This window comes from Cupriavidus sp. 2TAF22 (genome assembly GCF_052115045.1).
Lineage (GTDB): Bacteria > Pseudomonadota > Gammaproteobacteria > Burkholderiales > Burkholderiaceae > Cupriavidus.
This window is the reverse complement of record NZ_JBFRFX010000001.1, coordinates 363550-377973: the sequence shown is the minus strand read 5'-3', so window position 1 is coordinate 377973 and position 14424 is coordinate 363550. Positions and strand designations below refer to the sequence as shown.

Genomic DNA, 14424 nt, shown 5'->3' with positions numbered 1-14424 from the left:
CTGAGGCGTCAGCGGCGGTGATCGAAGCGGCGCGCCAGCCGCTCGCCGCCGAACTGCACCAGCGTCACCAGTGCGATCAGGATGGCAATGACGTTGAACATCACCGCGGTCTCGTAGCGCTCGTAGCCATAGCGGATGGCGAGGTCGCCGAGGCCACCGGCACCGACCGCGCCGGCCATGGCCGACGAGCCGATCATGGCAATCACGCTGACCGTGGCGCCGCCCACGATGCCCGGCAGCGCTTCGGGCAACAGCACGTGGCGCACGATGTGCCAGCGGCGGCAGCCCATGGCGCGCGCGGCTTCGATCAGGCCGGGGTCGATCTCGTTGAGGCTGACCTGGGCGATGCGGGCGAAGAACGGAATCAGGTGCACGCTCAGCGGCACCACCGCCGCCCAGGTGCCCATGGTGGTGCCCACGATCAGCCGCGTGACCGGCAGCATCGCCACCAGCAGGATGATGAAGGGTATCGAGCGGAAGGTGTTGACCAGCACCGACAACGTGCGGTGCAGGCGGGGCCGCGGGCGCAGTCCGCCCGGCGCACTGAGCGTCAGCACGATCGCCAGCGCCATGCCGCACACGAACACTACCAGGCAGGCAGAGCCGGTCATCAGCAGGGTCTCGCCCAGCGCTTTCACATACTTGTCAGCCAACGGCGGAAACATGGTCGCTTGCCTCGTTGTCGCTGGCGCGCTTGCTTGCATGGGCCGCATTGGCTGCCGCGGACTCGATGGCCAGGTTCGCCATGTGCGCTGCGCGGGCAATGCCGCCGGCGAGCTGCAGCGGGCGCAGCAGCGCCAGCGTGGCGGCAGCCTGCGGCTGCGCGAACACCTGCTCGACCGTGCCATGCTCCACCACCTGGCCGTGGTCGAGCACCAGCACGCGGTCGCAGGCCTGGCGGATCACCGCCATGTCGTGCGTGATCAGCACCACCGTCAGCCCCAGCTGGCGATTGATGTCGCGCAGCAGGGCGAGGATCGATTCCGTGGTTTCCGGGTCGAGCGCAGAGGTAGCCTCGTCGCACAGCAGGATCTCCGGGCGCTGCACCAGCGCGCGCGCAATGCCCACGCGCTGCTTCTGCCCGCCCGAGAGCGTGGCCGGATAAACCTGCGCCTTGCCGCCCAGGCCAACGAGTTCGAGAAGTGCCGTCACGCGCGGCGCGATCTCCGCGCGCGGCACACCGGCCACGCGCAGCGGCAGCGCCACGTTCTCGAAGACGGTCTTGGCCGACAGCAGGTTGAAGTGCTGGAAGATCATGCCGACGCGGCGGCGCAGCGCCACCAGCCCGTCTTCGTCGAGCGCGCCCGCATCCACGCCGTCCACGCGCACCTGGCCCGTGCTCGGCCGCTCCAGCATGTTGATGGTGCGCAGCAGCGTGGACTTGCCGGCGCCGCTGCGGCCGATAATGCCGAAGATCTCCCCGCGCGCCACGGTGAAGGACACCTCCGCGAGCGCCGCGGCCGGCGCGCCGGGATATTGCTTGCCGAGCCGGTCGAACACGATATGCGGCACGGGAGACGATTGCGGGGATGAGTGCGGGAACGCCTGCGGCACGGCGGGATCCTCCTGGAACGGCATCGGCATCAAGGAACTGTGGCTGGCGTCAGAATGCCGGGATGACCGAGCCCTGGTACTTGCTCAGGATGAACTTGCGCACTTCCTCAGAGTGGTAGGCCTTGATCAGCGGCGCCACCCACGGCGCGGCCTTGTCGCGCTCGCGCACGGCGATCACGTTCACGTAGGGGTTGTTCTCCTTTTTCTCCACGGCGATGCCGTCGCGCGTGGCGACCAGGCCGGCCTGGTAGGCGAAGGTATTGACCACGGCGGCGGCATCCACGTCGGGCAGCGAGCGCGCCAGCACCACCGACGCGCTTTCGACCAGGTCCAGCTTGCGCGGGTTGGCGGTCACGTCGGCCAGCGTGGCGGTACCGGTGAACGGGTCGAAGCCGTCGCGCAGCTTGATCAGGCCGTGGTCGCGCAGGATCACCAGCGCCCGGGTCTGGTTGCTGGGATCGTTGGGAATGCCGAGGCGCGCACCCTGCGGCAGCGTCTCCAGCGACTTGTACTTCTTCGAGTAGAAAGCGATCGGCGAGATCAGCGTATCGGCCACCGCCACGATCTTGTAGCCGCGCTGCGTGACCTGGTCGCGCAGGAAAGGCTTGTGCTGGAAAGCGTTGGCATCGAGGTCGCCGTTGTTGAGCGCCTCGTTGGGGCTGGCGGTGCCGGTGATGACGATGGGTTGTACGTTGAGGCCCTGCTTCCTGGCCACCTGGGTGACGACCTCCCAGATTTCTTCGTCGACGCCGCCGCGCACGCCCACCTTGATGGTCTTGTCGGCGGCCAGCGCCGGAGCCGAGCCGATGGCGAGCGCGGCCGAAGCGGCCAGCAGGGTGGAGAGAATCGTGCGCAGGTTCATGAGCGGTCTACCTCGGGGTCGGTTTGCGTTGACGGCGGTGGCGCGATGCCAGGGGATGCAGTCTAGGCAGGCACCCGCTCCGCGGTCCACGAATGTTTCCGCAGTAGCAAATCCGGAAAAATGCGGCGCACGCGGCATGCCGGCGGTGACGGGATGCGGCGCGCGGCGCCTGACCGGCGCCGCGCGCGTCTCCCCTCCCCCTCTCACCTCCCCTCTCTCCCGGAAGGGCCCTGCGCAAGGCTGCCCGGCGCGGGCACCCCTAGCCCTTCAGGAACCTGCACGTGCTCTCCGCCTGCGGCCTGAATGCGGATGCCCCCGGTATGGTCCTGGTGATCTTCAGCAGATCCCAGCCGTTGCGCGATTCGCCCGGCGTCTTGACCTGGGCCAGATAGAGATCGTGCACCATCAATCCGTTCTTCTGGATTGTTCCGTTGCTGGCAAAGAAGTCGTTGACGGGCATTGCCTTCATCTTCTCGACCACCTTGTCGCTGTCGGCGGTGCCTGCCTCCTTGATCGCCTTCAGGTAATGCATCGTCGCCGAATAGGCGCCGGCCTGCACCATGGTCGGCATGGCCTGGTGCGCCTCGAAAAAGCGCTTCGAGAACGCCCTGGTGGCCTCGTTGGCATCCCAGTAGAAGGCGGTGGCGAACTGCAGCCCTTGCGCCAGGTTCAGGCCGATGCCGCGAATATCGGTCTCGAAGATCAGCAATGGCGCGATCACCTGCTTGCCGCGGCCAAGGCCGAACTCCGCGGCCTGGCGAATGGCATTCTGYGTGTCCTTGCCGGCGTTTGCCAAYCCGATCACCGAAGCCTTCGAACTCTGCGCGGCGACCACGAAGGACGAGAAATCCGGCGCGCCGATCGGATGCCTGGAGGAACCGAGCGTGACCCCGCCCATCTTCTTCACCACCGCGGACGTGTCGCTCTCCAGTGCCTGGCCGAATGCATAGTCTGCGGTGATGAAGTACCAGCTGCTTCCCCCGCCGTCGACGATCGCCCGCCCCACGGTGTTGGCCAGGGCCTGCGTGTTGTACACATAGTGGATGCCATACGGGGAACACTCGGACTCGGTAAGCGCCGAGGTGGCGGCCTGGACAAAGATGGTCACCTTCTTGCGCTCCAGCCCCAGCCGTTGCAGCGCGATGGCCGAGGCCGAATCCGTGCCCTCCAGGATCATGCCGACCTGCTCGCGGTCATACCATTCCCGCGCCCGGGTGGCGGTGACATCGACCTTGTTCTGGGAATCCGCCGTGAGGATCTCGATCGGCCTGTCCAGCACCTTGCCGCCGAAGTCCTTGACCGCCATCTTCACCGCCGTCGCCATGCCCCGGCCGCCAAGCGCCGAGTAGACACCGGTCATGTCGGCAATCACGCCGATCCTGACCGGTTGCGCGGGCGTCTCGCCATGTGCCGCCGACCAGGCCAGAAGCGCCATGGCGGCAGCGGCGGCCGTCGCTTTTTTCTTCATGTCTTGTCTCCTCCTTTATTGGCTCGACCCGCATATGGCGCATGGCATCCGGCCGGCGCGGCCGTTCCTGCGCCCTGCCGGCGGGTGGTCAGCAGTCCTTGAAGACAGCCGCGCGCTTTTCCAGGAAGGCGGCCATGCCCTCCCTTGCGTCTCTGGTCTGGAATGCCTGTGCGATGAGGTCCGCCTCGATGCGCAGCCCCTGCGGCAGCGGCACGGAAAGCGCGCGCTGCACCGCGTCCCTTGCCAGTACGGAAGCGCACTGGCTGTAGCCGGTAAAGCGTTGCGCAAAATTCCGGGCGATCGCGACGGGGTCGCCGTCCTCGACAAGCTCGTTGACCAGTCCGATCTCCCTGGCCTCCCGCGCATCGATGATCCGTCCCGACATCACCAGTTCCAGCGCGCGCGATTCGCCAACCAGCCGCGGCAGCCGCTGCGTGCCGCCGTAGCCGGGTAGCAGGCCAAGCTTGATTTCAGGCAGCCCCATCTGTGCGCTGGTGGTGGCTACCCGGAACGTGCACGCCATGGCCAGTTCGAGCCCGCCGCCGAGTGCATAGCCATGCAGGACGGCAACGGAAGGTATGCGCAGGCGGTCCAGGCGCATGAACGTCTCCTGGCCCATGCCGATGCCGTCGCGCTGCGCCCAGAAATCCCGGTCGGCCAGGCCCGCCACGTCGGCGCCGGCGGAAAACGCCTTGTCGCCCGCGCCAACCAGCGCCAGCATGCGCGCCCGTGACGCCGATACCTGGTCGAGCGCGCGGCCGATGTCTTCGATCAGCGGCAGGCTCAACGCATTGAGACGGTCCTGCCGGTCGATCGTGATGACGGCCAGGGGGCCGTCGTAATGTAGTTTGATTGCCATGGTGTGTGTCCGGTCTGTCGAGTGCGCGCCGCGCCCGGGCGCCCCGCCTGCGGTGCGGGGGCGCGGATGGCATGCCGGGTCAGGAATCGTTCCGGCCGGCGCCGGCATGGCGGCGAAAATCCGGCTTGCGCTTTTCCAGGAACGCGGCCACGCCTTCGCGTGACTCGGCGGACTGGTAGTACAGCGCCAGCGCCTGCATGCCTAGCCCGCCGATGCCGCGGATGGAATCGGAATCGGCATTGAAAGAGCGCTTTGCGATCGCGATCGCGGTGGGACTCAGGGCAAGGATCTCGTCACACCAGCGCGCCACTTCCTGGTCAAGCTCTTCGGGCGCGACCACGCGATTCACCAGGCCCATGTCCAGCGCCTCCCGGGCTCCATAGCGGCGGCACAGGAACCAGATTTCCCTGGCCTTCTTTTCTCCGACCACGCGCGACAGATAGGCCGTGCCGAAACCCGGGTCCACCGAGCCCACCTTGGGGCCGACCTGGCCGAAGATGGCGGATTCGGAGGCGATGGCAAGGTCGCAGCAGGTGACAAGCACGTTGCCCCCGCCGATGGCATAGCCATTCACCCTGGCGATCACCGGCTTGGGCACCTCGCGGATGAGGCTCTGCAGTTCCTCGACGGGCAGGCCCACGATGCCCCTTCCGTCGTACTTGCCGCTGTGCGCGGACTGGTCCCCGCCCGTGCAGAACGCCTTGTCGCCGGCGCCGGTCAGCACGACCACGCCGATGGACGGATCCCATCCCGCGTCGTGCAGCGCATCGATCAGTTCATCGCAAGTCTTGCCCCGGAACGCGTTGTAGCGCTCCGGCCGGTCGATGGTGATGCGTGCCACGCCGTCCGTCTTCTCCAGGCGGATATCTGTGTAGTTGCTCATTGTCTTCCCTCTTATCCGTGCATGGTGAGTCCACCGGACACACTGATGGTCTGTCCGGTAATGAAATCCGCTTCCTGGCTGGCAAGGAAGGCCACGATCCCGGCGATATCGTCCGGCTTGCCGAGCCGCTTCAGCGGAATGGCGCGCTTCAGGCCTTCGTACAGTTTTTTCCCGTACTCGCCGTCGCCGCCGAACGACTGCAGCAGCGCGGTGTCCGTCGGTCCGGGGCAGACGGTGTTCACGCGGATGTTCTGGCTGGCGCATTCGCGCGCAATCGTCTTCGAGAAGGCGATCACGCCACCCTTGCACGCGGAATAGACGGCCTCCCCGGAGGACCCCACGCGCCCGGCGTCCGACGCGATGTTCACCACCATGCCGCCGCCCGCGGCCACCATATGGGGCAGCACGGCATGATGGAGATTCAATGGCCCGATCAGGTTGATCGCGATCACCTGGTTCCAGAACGCGGGCGTGCTTTCCAGGAACTGGACCGGTACGTCCCACCCCGCGTTGTTCACCAGTGCATCGATACGGCCGAATCTCTCGCCCACGGCGGCCATCTCGCGCGTGACGCCGGCATGATCCGTGATATCGAGCGCGACCTGCAGCGGCCGCGGCCCCAGGCCCGCCAGGCTGTCGGCAAGACGCTGCAGCGACGCCTGGTTCTTGTCGACGGCGATGACCTGCGCCTGCTCTTCGACAAAGCGCCGGCTGATGGCCGCGCCGATGCCGCCGCCGGCGCCTGTGATCACGACGATCTTTCCTTTCAGTTCCCGCATGACGCTACTCCGCACATTGTTGATTCACCGTGATGACGCCGGTCGCCGCCAGGTGTTCTGCCGCTGAAGCCCGCAACTTGAATTTCTGTAGTTTTCCCGTCGCGGTGCGGGCAAGTTCATCGAAAATGACATGGCGCGGCGTCTTGAAGCCCGGCAGGCGCGCGCGACAGAATTGAATGATTTCATCGGCATCGATGCGCCCGACGGCATCCGCCTTGAGCTCGACGATGGCGCACGGCACCTCCCCCCAGCGCTGGTCGGGCACCGCGACCACCGCGACATTGGCCACTGCCGGGTGCTCGTACAGGACATCCTCGACCTCGACGGAGGAGATGTTCTCGCCGCCGGAAATGATGATGTCCTTCGACCGGTCCTTGATCTCGATGTAGCCATCGGCGTGCACGATGGCGAGATCGCCGGTGTGATACCAGCCGCCCGCGAACGCTTCTTCCGTGGCCGCGGGATTCTTGAAATAGCCCTTCATGGCGAGGTTTCCGCGCAAGAGGATTTCCCCGATCGACGCGCCGTCATTGGGAACCGGCGACTGCGTCGCCGGATCGACAACGCGCATCTCGTTGAGCACCACGGTGCGCACGCCCTGCCGGGTCAGGTGCTTGAGATGCACCTCGCCCGGGAGGGCTTTCCATGCTTCCTGGCTCTGGCACAGGGTGGCAACCCCATGCATCTCGGTCATCCCGTATACGTGCAGGACCGAGAATCCGAGTTCCATGAGCCTGCGGAATACCTGGGGCGGTGGCGAGGCGCCGCCCGACAGCACCCGTATCGGGTTCTCCGGCGGCTGCCAGCCATCCGGCGCCCCCTCGATCAGGAAGGCCAGCACCGTCGGCGCGCAACAAAAATGCGTCACGCCGAATCGTTCGATGGCGTCGTAGATGACGGCGGCGCTCACCTTTCGCGTGCACACCTGCGTGCCGCCGATCGCGGCCATGGCCCATGCATAGCACCAGCCGTTGCAGTGGAACAATGGCAAGGTCCAGAGATACACCGGGACCGGGCCGGTCAGCTCCGCGTTGACAAGCTGCGCCAGCGCGTTCAGGTAAGCGCCGCGGTGGTGGTAGACCACGCCCTTCGGGTTGCCGGTCGTCCCCGAGGTGTAGTTGAGCGCGATCGCATCCCATTCGTTCTCCGGGAAGCGGAGCTCCGGCCGGGAGGGCGAGCTGTCCAGGAACGCTTCATACTCGATGCTGCCGATGCGCGCGCCGCCCTCTGCCGCCGGGTCTGCGATGTCCACTACCGCAATGGGCAACCCGAGCCGTTCGATCGCATCGCGGGCGACCGTGGAAAACTGCTGGTCGACCAGAAGCAGGCGGGTCTCGGAATGCTGCAGGATAAACGCCATGGCTGCCGCATCCAGGCGCGTATTGATGCAGTTCAGGACCGCGCCCGCCATCGGCACGCCGAATTGCGCTTCGAGCATTGCCGGCGTGTTCGGCGCCATGATGGCCACGGTGTCGCCTCTCTCGATACCGTGGGCAATCAGTGCGCCGGCGAGCTTGCGGCAGCGGCTCGCATACTCCGCCCAGGAGTACGAGCGGTCGCCGTAGATGACTGCGGTGCGCTGCGGATACACATCGGCCGCGCGGCTGAGGAAATGAATCGGCGTCAGCGGCTGAAAGTTGGCTTCGCGCTGGTCTAGCTCGTTGTTGAACTTGGTCACCATGGGGCGTCTCCAGGAAATCCCTGCTCTTATTGGCGTAATGGCGTTCTGAATTGATTGCGCTGCGGGAACCGCTACACGGTCATGGCAAGCCGTGTCGCCTGGTCGATCGCCCTCAGGGCGTCCAGCTCGCTGGCGACATCGGCGCCGCCGATGACATCCACCGCCGCGCCGCTGGCGCGGAGCTCCTCGTACAGGCTGCGCTCCGATTCCTGCCCTGCGCAGAGCACGACGTGGTCGACGTCGAGCACATGATCCTTGCCGTCTACCGAGTAGTGCAGGCCGTCGTCGTCAACGCAGCGATAGACCGCGCCGCCCGTCATGACCACGTTCGCGCGCTTGAGCCTCGACTTCAGGATCCATCCGGTGGACTTGCCCAGGCGCTTGCCCAGGCTTTCCTGCTTTCTCTGGAACATGAAGACCTGCCGCCGGGGCTTGCCGCCTGCCTCTGCCGATGCCTGCAAGCCCCCGGAAGTGGACAACGACGTATCGACGCCCCATGCCCGGAGGAAATGCGCGGGGGCAAGCGCCTCCTCGGCGTCGCCCAGCAGGAATTCCGCCACGTCGAAGCCGATCCCTCCCGCGCCGATGATGGCGACCCTGTCGCCCACTTTTGCGCCACCGGCCAGCACATCGATGTAGGACACGACCTTCGGGTGGTCCACGCCCGGGAAACCCGGCGAGCGGGGGCGAACGCCGGTCGCGACGACGATCTGGTCGTAGCCTTCGTCCCTGAGCTGCGCTGCCGTCACGCGGCAACCCAGGCGAACGTCCACGCCGAGGTTCGCGATACGCGTGCGGAAGTACCTGAGCATTTCATTGAACTCGTTCTTCCCCGGCACGACCCGCGCCATGTTGAGCTGGCCGCCAAGCTCGGCGCCCGCTTCGAACAAGGTGATCTCGTGCCCCCGCTCCCGCGCATTGATGGCAAAGGCCATGCCGGCGGGACCGCCGCCGACGACCGCGATCTTCTTGCTGGCCACCGATGCCGCGGCAACGAATTCGATCTCCCTGCCGGCGCGCGGATTCACCAGGCACGTGGCGGTGCGCTCGGTAAAGATGCGGTCCAGGCAGGCCTGGTTGCAGCCGATGCAGGTATTGATCTCCGCCACGTTGCCAAGCCGTGTCTTCCTGGCGAAGTCCGGGTCCGCCAGCAGCGGCCGCGCCATCGAGACCATATCCGCGCAGCCCGAGGAGAGCAGCGACTCGGCGCCTTCCGGGGTATTGATCCGGTTGGAGGCAATCACGGGAATGCGGACCGCGCGCTTGACGTTCTCGATGGCGTAGGCCCAGGCGGCGCGCGGCACCGATGCGGCGATGGTCGGCACCGCGGACTCATGCCAGCCGACCCCGGTGTTGATGATGTTGGCGCCCTCGGCTTCGGCGCGCCGCGCAAGTTCCGCGACCTCCTCGCCGGTCATCCCGCCGTCGACCAGGTCGACCGCCGAAATGCGGTAGATGACCAGGAATGTGTCGCCGACGCGCTTGCGGATGGCCTTGATGACCTCCAGGGGAAAGCGGATCCGTGCCTCGAAGCTCCGGCCGAATTCGTCGGTCCGCTGGTTGGTGACGCGGGCCGTGAACTGATTGATCAGGTAGCCCTCCGAGCCCATGATCTCGACACCGTCGTAGCCGCCTTCGCGCGCCAGCTGCGCAGTAAAGGCGAAGTCTTCGACGGTCTTCCAGACTTCCTCCGTGGACAGCGCGCGCGGCGCGATCGGGTTGATCCTGGCGCGCGTGGCGGATGGCCCGACGCAGTGCTCGTGCTTGGCATAGCGCCCCGCGTGAACGATCTGCAAGGCGATGCGCCCGCCCGCGGCGTGGACCGCGCCGGTGATGGCATGGTGTTCGGCCAGCTGCGAGCGCTCGCACAGCAGCGGCGCGCCCGGCTCGAAGATGCCTTCGATGCTCGGCGCGTAGCCGCCCGTCAGGATCAGGCCGGCTTCGCCTTCGGCGCGCCTGCCGTAGAAGGCCGCCAGGCGCTCGTGCGGCCTGTCCAGCGTCTCCAGGCGCGTATGCATTGCGCCCATCACGATGCGATTGCGAAGGGTCAGGGCGCCGACATCGAGCGGGGCCATCAAATGGGGGTATGGATTCATGATCTCCTCGTTTTGGTAGTCCACGAAGTGGTTGTACTGAGTCTAGTTCAGTCGGCCTATTGTGTAAACATGTTGATGTATGTTCGTTTCGCGGCCTAGGGAAAATACGTAGCAAACTGGATTATTTGCCGGAAAAACTGCCGAATGGCTCGCTTGATGAACTGACATGTATATCAATGTATTGTTCTATATGCGTAAAACGGGACAAGCCGGGGCGGGGCCTGGCAACGGGCAGCCGGCCAGGGGGCGGTATCATTGCCATCCGCTCTCGCGCCGGTCCGCGCGCGGGTACGATGTGGACGCCGGCCGCGAGGCTCGCCATGCCGGCCCGCGGCTCACGGCGCGGGGATGACAGGGGCCACCAGCGGCCACCAGCGGCATGCGTGCCGCAGTTCGAATCAGAAGAGAAAGACCAAAATGGAATCTGGAAGCACGCAAACGGGAGCCCCTCAATCGGGGCTCGATGTCACCAACCGGCTCTTCTTCCGCTTGTTTCAGATCGGCAATGTCCTGCAGCGGCAGACCGCCAAGGAACTCGGCATCAGCGGCGTGCAGTGGGCGGTAATGGGCGCCCTATCCCGGCCCAAGGCAAAGGATGGGATGTCGTTCTCGGAGCTGGCGGAATATCTCGTGGTCAGCCGCCAGAATCTCGATGGCGTGCTGAAGCGGCTCGAGCGCGACGAGCATGTGTCGCGTGTTGCCAGCGAGGAGGACCGGCGTGCCCGCCGCGTGGTGCTGACGGACAAGGGGCGCCACTTCTGGGAAGCATTGCAGCCCCGGATCCATGAGTTCTACCGGCAGGCCGTGGTCAATCTGCGCTTCGATGACAAAGTCTCCTTTCTGCACTTCGTGAATACGCTGCAGGCCGACCTCGGCAAGGTCCGGCTGCCCTGACGGCTGGGCGCTTGCGGCGGTTGCCCGCGCGCCTCGGGCGGCGCCGGGACCCCGGCGCGCAAGCGACACGCCGCGGTGATTCAGGAATCCATATTCGGGCGTGCGCCTGCGGGTGTAAACCCACTGTTTTGAATGCCTTCAATGCATTTATGAATGGGATTTCACCCGGCGTGGCCGCGGGACCAGGCAAGGCGCGCGTGTTCATGCATGCCGGCGAGTCCGGGCCTGGCAAGCGCCGGCCGCCCGCAGCCGCCCGCCTAAAGTTGGACGCCAGCCTGTCGATATGAAACGGACTGGCGCGTTTTTTATTTTTTTGCATCCTCCGGCACGAGTGACGTGTGATTCGCGAGGTATGCAGTACCAGTCAACGTCTTGGAAGGGCATCCCATGCTTGCCAGTAGCTACAACAGTCTGCTCGTGCTGTTCTCACTGCTTGTCGCGATCCTGGCTTCGTACACGGCCCTGGACATGGCCGGGCGCATCGCCTCCGCGCAGGGCAACGCCGCGCGCTGGTGGCTGGCGGGCGGCGCCTGCGCCATGGGCACGGGCATCTGGTCGATGCACTTCGTCGGCATGCTGGCGCTGCACCTGCCCATCCCGCTTGGCTATGACCCGGCGATCACGCTGGGCTCGCTGCTGATCGCCATCGCATCCTCGGCGCTGGCACTGTGGCTGGTGGGCCGCGACACGCTGCCCTGGCGGCGGCTGACGGGTGGCGCGCTGCTGATCGGCGCCGGCATTTCCGGCATGCATTACACCGGCATGGCCGCGCTGCGCATGCAGCCGGGCATCCGCTATGTTCCCTCCCTGTTCCTGCTGTCGGTGGCCGTGGCGGTGCTGGCCGCCGGCGCGGCGCTGTGGATCGCCTTCCGGCTGCGCAGGCAGTCCGTCTGGGTGCGACCCCTGCGCGCGGGCGCTGCGGTGGTGATGGGCCTGGCCATCGTCGGCATGCACTACACCGGCATGGCGGCGGCCGGGTTCCCGCCCGGCAGCATCTGCGGCGCGGCCAGCGACGGCGTGGATGCCGGCTGGCTGGCGGTGGTGATCATCGTCGCCACGCTGGCGGTGCTGGCGATCGCGCTGATCATCTCGGTGCTGGACGTACGCCTGGAGGCGCGCACCTCGATACTGGCGCGCTCGCTGGCCGAGGCCAACCAAGAGCTGACCTACCTGGCCCTGCACGACAACCTGACCAAGCTGCCCAACCGCGTGCTGCTGGAAGACCGGCTCGAACAGGCGATCCAGGCCGCCGGGTGGGAGCAGGGCCGCTTCGCGCTGATGTTCATGGACCTGGACGGCTTCAAGGCGGTCAACGATGCCTATGGCCATCCCGTCGGCGACCTGCTGCTGGTTGAAGTGGCGCGGCGCCTGAGCGCCACGGTACGCGCGCAGGACACCATCGCCCGGCTCGGCGGCGACGAATTCGTGCTGCTGGCCGCCGTGGGCGAACCGGCGGACGCCGCCACGCTGGCCGACAAGGTGCTGAGCGCCATCCGCGAGCCGTTCCAGGCGGCGGGACGCGAGCTGCGCGTGTCCACCAGCATCGGCATCGCCATGTACCCCGGCGACGGCGACCTGCAGCATGACCTGATGACCAATGCCGATGCGGCCATGTATCACGCCAAGGCGCTGGGCCGCAACGCCATCTGCTTCTTCGAGGCATCGATGAACGCCAACGTGCACGAGCAGCTGCAACTGGTGCAGGACCTGCGCCAGGCACTGGAGCGGCGCGAACTGGTGCTGCAATACCAGCCCAAGCTGACCGCGCCCAGCGGTCCGGTGACGGGCGTGGAAGCACTGGTGCGCTGGGCCCATCCCACGCGCGGCCTGATCGGCCCGGACCACTTCATCCCGCTGGCGGAGAAGACCGGCCTGATCGTGCCGATCGGCGAATGGGTGCTGGACGAAGCCTGCCGCCAGATGCGGGAATGGCGCAACGCCGGCCACCCGGAGTGGAGCGTGGCGGTCAACCTGTCGGCACTGCAGTTCCGCCACGCCAGCCTGATCCGCACCGTGCGCGAGACCCTGGCGCGCCATGCGCTCGAGCCGCACTGCCTGACGCTGGAAGTCACCGAATCCACCGCCATGCGCGACGCCGATGCCAGCCTGAAGATCCTGCAGCAGCTGCACGACATGGGCGTGCGCATCTCGATCGACGATTTCGGCACCGGCTATTCGAGCCTGCTCTACCTCAAGCGGCTGCCGGCCAGCGAGCTGAAGATCGACCGCGCCTTCGTCCGCGAGCTGGCGCGCGATACCGAGGATGCCGCCATCGTCTCGGCCATCGTGGCACTGGGGCGCACGCTCAACCTGAACATCGTCGCCGAAGGCGTGGAGACGGCCACGCAGCAGGAGTTCCTCACCCGGCTGGGCTGCGACTCGCTGCAGGGCTTCCTGCTGGGCCGGCCGATGTCGGCGGACCAGCTGATGGACGCGCTGGCACGCGACGCCATGCTGGAAACGGCTGCCTAGCCCGGGCGCGACGACGCGCATGGCCTGCGTTCGCGCGGCCGTCGCCCCGCGGCCGGGGACCGGCGCCCGGCTCAGGCCGCGTTATGGCTGACCAGGTACTTGATCAGCCCGTCGATGCCGCTCTTGGCCACGATGTCGGCGAACTGCCGGCGGTAGACCTCGATCAGCCACGCGCCGCTCATATTGATGTCGTAGATCGACCAGCCGGTCGCGCCGCGCTGCAGCCGGTAGTCGATCTGCACCTCGTCGCCGTTGTTGATGACGCTGGTCTCGACCACCGTATCGGTGCCGGCGGCGCGCGGCGGCTTGTAGCGGAACTTCAGCGCCTGGTCGCGCACCTGCGACAACGACAGGGCGTAGCTGCGCACCAGCAAGGTCTGGAATTGTTCGTAGAGCTGCTTCTGCTGTTCGGGTGTTGCAGTGCGCCATGCATTGCCGACGGCCAGCCGCGTGGTGCGCTGGAAATCGGTATAGGGGAGAAACTGGCGGCGCACCACGGCCGTGATCTTCTCCAGGTCGCCGCCGCGGGTATCGGGACTGGCCTGGATGGTGGTGAGCACGCCTTCCACGGCGGCGCGCACCATGCGGTCCGGTGCGGAGCGGTCCACGGCGGGTGCCGGAGCGTCGGCGGCGCGGGCGGCGGGCGCCAAGGCCGCGCCAATTGCCAGCGCGGCGCAGGCGCCGAGGGCGGCAAGCGCGGCCACGTTGATCCTGGCGGCCACGGCAAGCCCGCCCCGGTGACAAAGGCTACGACGCATCGCGATCTACCTCCGATGTACGTCCATGAGCGGATTGCGGCGCGGCCGGAACCCCGGCATGCCGCTTCCATTGCCTAATGCTAGTGCTTCGCCCGCAAAAACCAAAAGGCGGCAGCGC

General features: G+C 66.6%; 12 protein-coding genes. 2 read left to right on the top strand and 10 right to left on the bottom strand.

Annotated elements, in window-relative coordinates:
* Positions 1-8 precede the first annotated feature (8 nt).
* The 9 genes from AB4Z48_RS01645 to AB4Z48_RS01605 form a co-directional block, all read right to left on the bottom strand.
* The gene (locus tag AB4Z48_RS01645) at positions 9-665 is read right to left on the bottom strand and encodes a methionine ABC transporter permease (protein ID WP_441612081.1); all 657 of its coding nucleotides are present in this window, start codon (positions 663-665) and stop codon (positions 9-11) included.
* Positions 646-1578, bottom strand: coding sequence for a methionine ABC transporter ATP-binding protein (locus tag AB4Z48_RS01640; RefSeq protein ID WP_441612276.1), 933 nt, complete (start codon positions 1576-1578; stop codon positions 646-648). Before AB4Z48_RS01640 ends, AB4Z48_RS01645 begins: the two co-directional genes overlap by 20 nt.
* 25 nt (positions 1579-1603) lie before the next feature.
* Complete coding sequence (locus AB4Z48_RS01635) at positions 1604-2416, bottom strand: MetQ/NlpA family ABC transporter substrate-binding protein (protein WP_441612080.1); 813 nt, start codon at positions 2414-2416, stop codon at positions 1604-1606.
* 259 nt (positions 2417-2675) lie between these two features.
* Complete coding sequence (locus AB4Z48_RS01630) at positions 2676-3884, bottom strand: ABC transporter substrate-binding protein (protein ID WP_441612079.1); 1209 nt, start codon at positions 3882-3884, stop codon at positions 2676-2678.
* Between the two features lie 88 nt (positions 3885-3972).
* The gene (locus tag AB4Z48_RS01625; RefSeq protein WP_441612078.1) at positions 3973-4743 is read right to left on the bottom strand and encodes an enoyl-CoA hydratase/isomerase family protein; all 771 of its coding nucleotides are present in this window, start codon (positions 4741-4743) and stop codon (positions 3973-3975) included.
* A gap of 79 nt (positions 4744-4822) precedes the next feature.
* Positions 4823-5626: an enoyl-CoA hydratase-related protein gene (locus AB4Z48_RS01620; protein WP_441612077.1), complete on the bottom strand. Its 804-nt coding sequence runs from the start codon at positions 5624-5626 to the stop codon at positions 4823-4825.
* Positions 5627-5637: 11 nt separating this feature from the next.
* Entirely contained in the window at positions 5638-6405 is a 768-nt protein-coding gene (locus AB4Z48_RS01615) for a glucose 1-dehydrogenase (protein WP_441612076.1), read from the bottom strand.
* 4 nt (positions 6406-6409) lie between these two features.
* Positions 6410-8086 carry an AMP-binding protein gene (locus tag AB4Z48_RS01610; RefSeq protein ID WP_441612075.1) on the bottom strand — a complete coding sequence of 559 codons (1677 nt, stop codon included), beginning with the start codon at positions 8084-8086 and terminating at the stop codon, positions 6410-6412.
* A 71-nt stretch (positions 8087-8157) separates the two neighbouring features.
* Positions 8158-10182: an oxidoreductase gene (locus AB4Z48_RS01605; RefSeq protein ID WP_441612074.1), complete on the bottom strand. Its 2025-nt coding sequence runs from the start codon at positions 10180-10182 to the stop codon at positions 8158-8160.
* Between the two features lie 417 nt (positions 10183-10599).
* Here AB4Z48_RS01605 and AB4Z48_RS01600 point away from each other — a divergent pair, with 417 nt between their 5' ends.
* Positions 10600-11076, top strand: coding sequence for a MarR family winged helix-turn-helix transcriptional regulator (locus AB4Z48_RS01600; protein WP_441612275.1), 477 nt, complete (start codon positions 10600-10602; stop codon positions 11074-11076).
* 387 nt (positions 11077-11463) lie between these two features.
* Entirely contained in the window at positions 11464-13548 is a 2085-nt protein-coding gene (locus tag AB4Z48_RS01595; protein ID WP_441612073.1) for a putative bifunctional diguanylate cyclase/phosphodiesterase, read from the top strand.
* Positions 13549-13619: 71 nt separating this feature from the next.
* Here AB4Z48_RS01595 and AB4Z48_RS01590 read toward each other — a convergent pair whose 3' ends face one another.
* A complete protein-coding gene (locus AB4Z48_RS01590) occupies positions 13620-14306 on the bottom strand; it encodes an MlaC/ttg2D family ABC transporter substrate-binding protein (RefSeq protein WP_441612072.1) in 687 nt (228 codons plus the stop codon).
* Positions 14307-14424 lie beyond the last annotated feature (118 nt).

What these genes read in the sequence shown, in the direction of transcription:
- AB4Z48_RS01645 (WP_441612081.1), bottom strand. Translation starts at nt 665, where the DNA reads ATGTTTCCGCCGTTGGCTGACAAGTATGTGAAAGCGCTGGGCGAGACC.
- AB4Z48_RS01640 (WP_441612276.1), bottom strand. Translation starts at nt 1,578, where the DNA reads ATGCCGTTCCAGGAGGATCCCGCCGTGCCGCAGGCGTTCCCGCACTCA.
- AB4Z48_RS01635 (WP_441612080.1), bottom strand. Translation starts at nt 2,416, where the DNA reads ATGAACCTGCGCACGATTCTCTCCACCCTGCTGGCCGCTTCGGCCGCG.
- AB4Z48_RS01625 (WP_441612078.1), bottom strand. Translation starts at nt 4,743, where the DNA reads ATGGCAATCAAACTACATTACGACGGCCCCCTGGCCGTCATCACGATC.
- AB4Z48_RS01620 (WP_441612077.1), bottom strand. Translation starts at nt 5,626, where the DNA reads ATGAGCAACTACACAGATATCCGCCTGGAGAAGACGGACGGCGTGGCA.
- AB4Z48_RS01615 (WP_441612076.1), bottom strand. Translation starts at nt 6,405, where the DNA reads ATGCGGGAACTGAAAGGAAAGATCGTCGTGATCACAGGCGCCGGCGGC.
- AB4Z48_RS01610 (WP_441612075.1), bottom strand. Translation starts at nt 8,086, where the DNA reads ATGGTGACCAAGTTCAACAACGAGCTAGACCAGCGCGAAGCCAACTTT.
- AB4Z48_RS01605 (WP_441612074.1), bottom strand. Translation starts at nt 10,182, where the DNA reads ATGAATCCATACCCCCATTTGATGGCCCCGCTCGATGTCGGCGCCCTG.
- AB4Z48_RS01600 (WP_441612275.1), top strand. Translation starts at nt 10,600, where the DNA reads ATGGAATCTGGAAGCACGCAAACGGGAGCCCCTCAATCGGGGCTCGAT.
- AB4Z48_RS01595 (WP_441612073.1), top strand. Translation starts at nt 11,464, where the DNA reads ATGCTTGCCAGTAGCTACAACAGTCTGCTCGTGCTGTTCTCACTGCTT.
- AB4Z48_RS01590 (WP_441612072.1), bottom strand. Translation starts at nt 14,306, where the DNA reads ATGCGTCGTAGCCTTTGTCACCGGGGCGGGCTTGCCGTGGCCGCCAGG.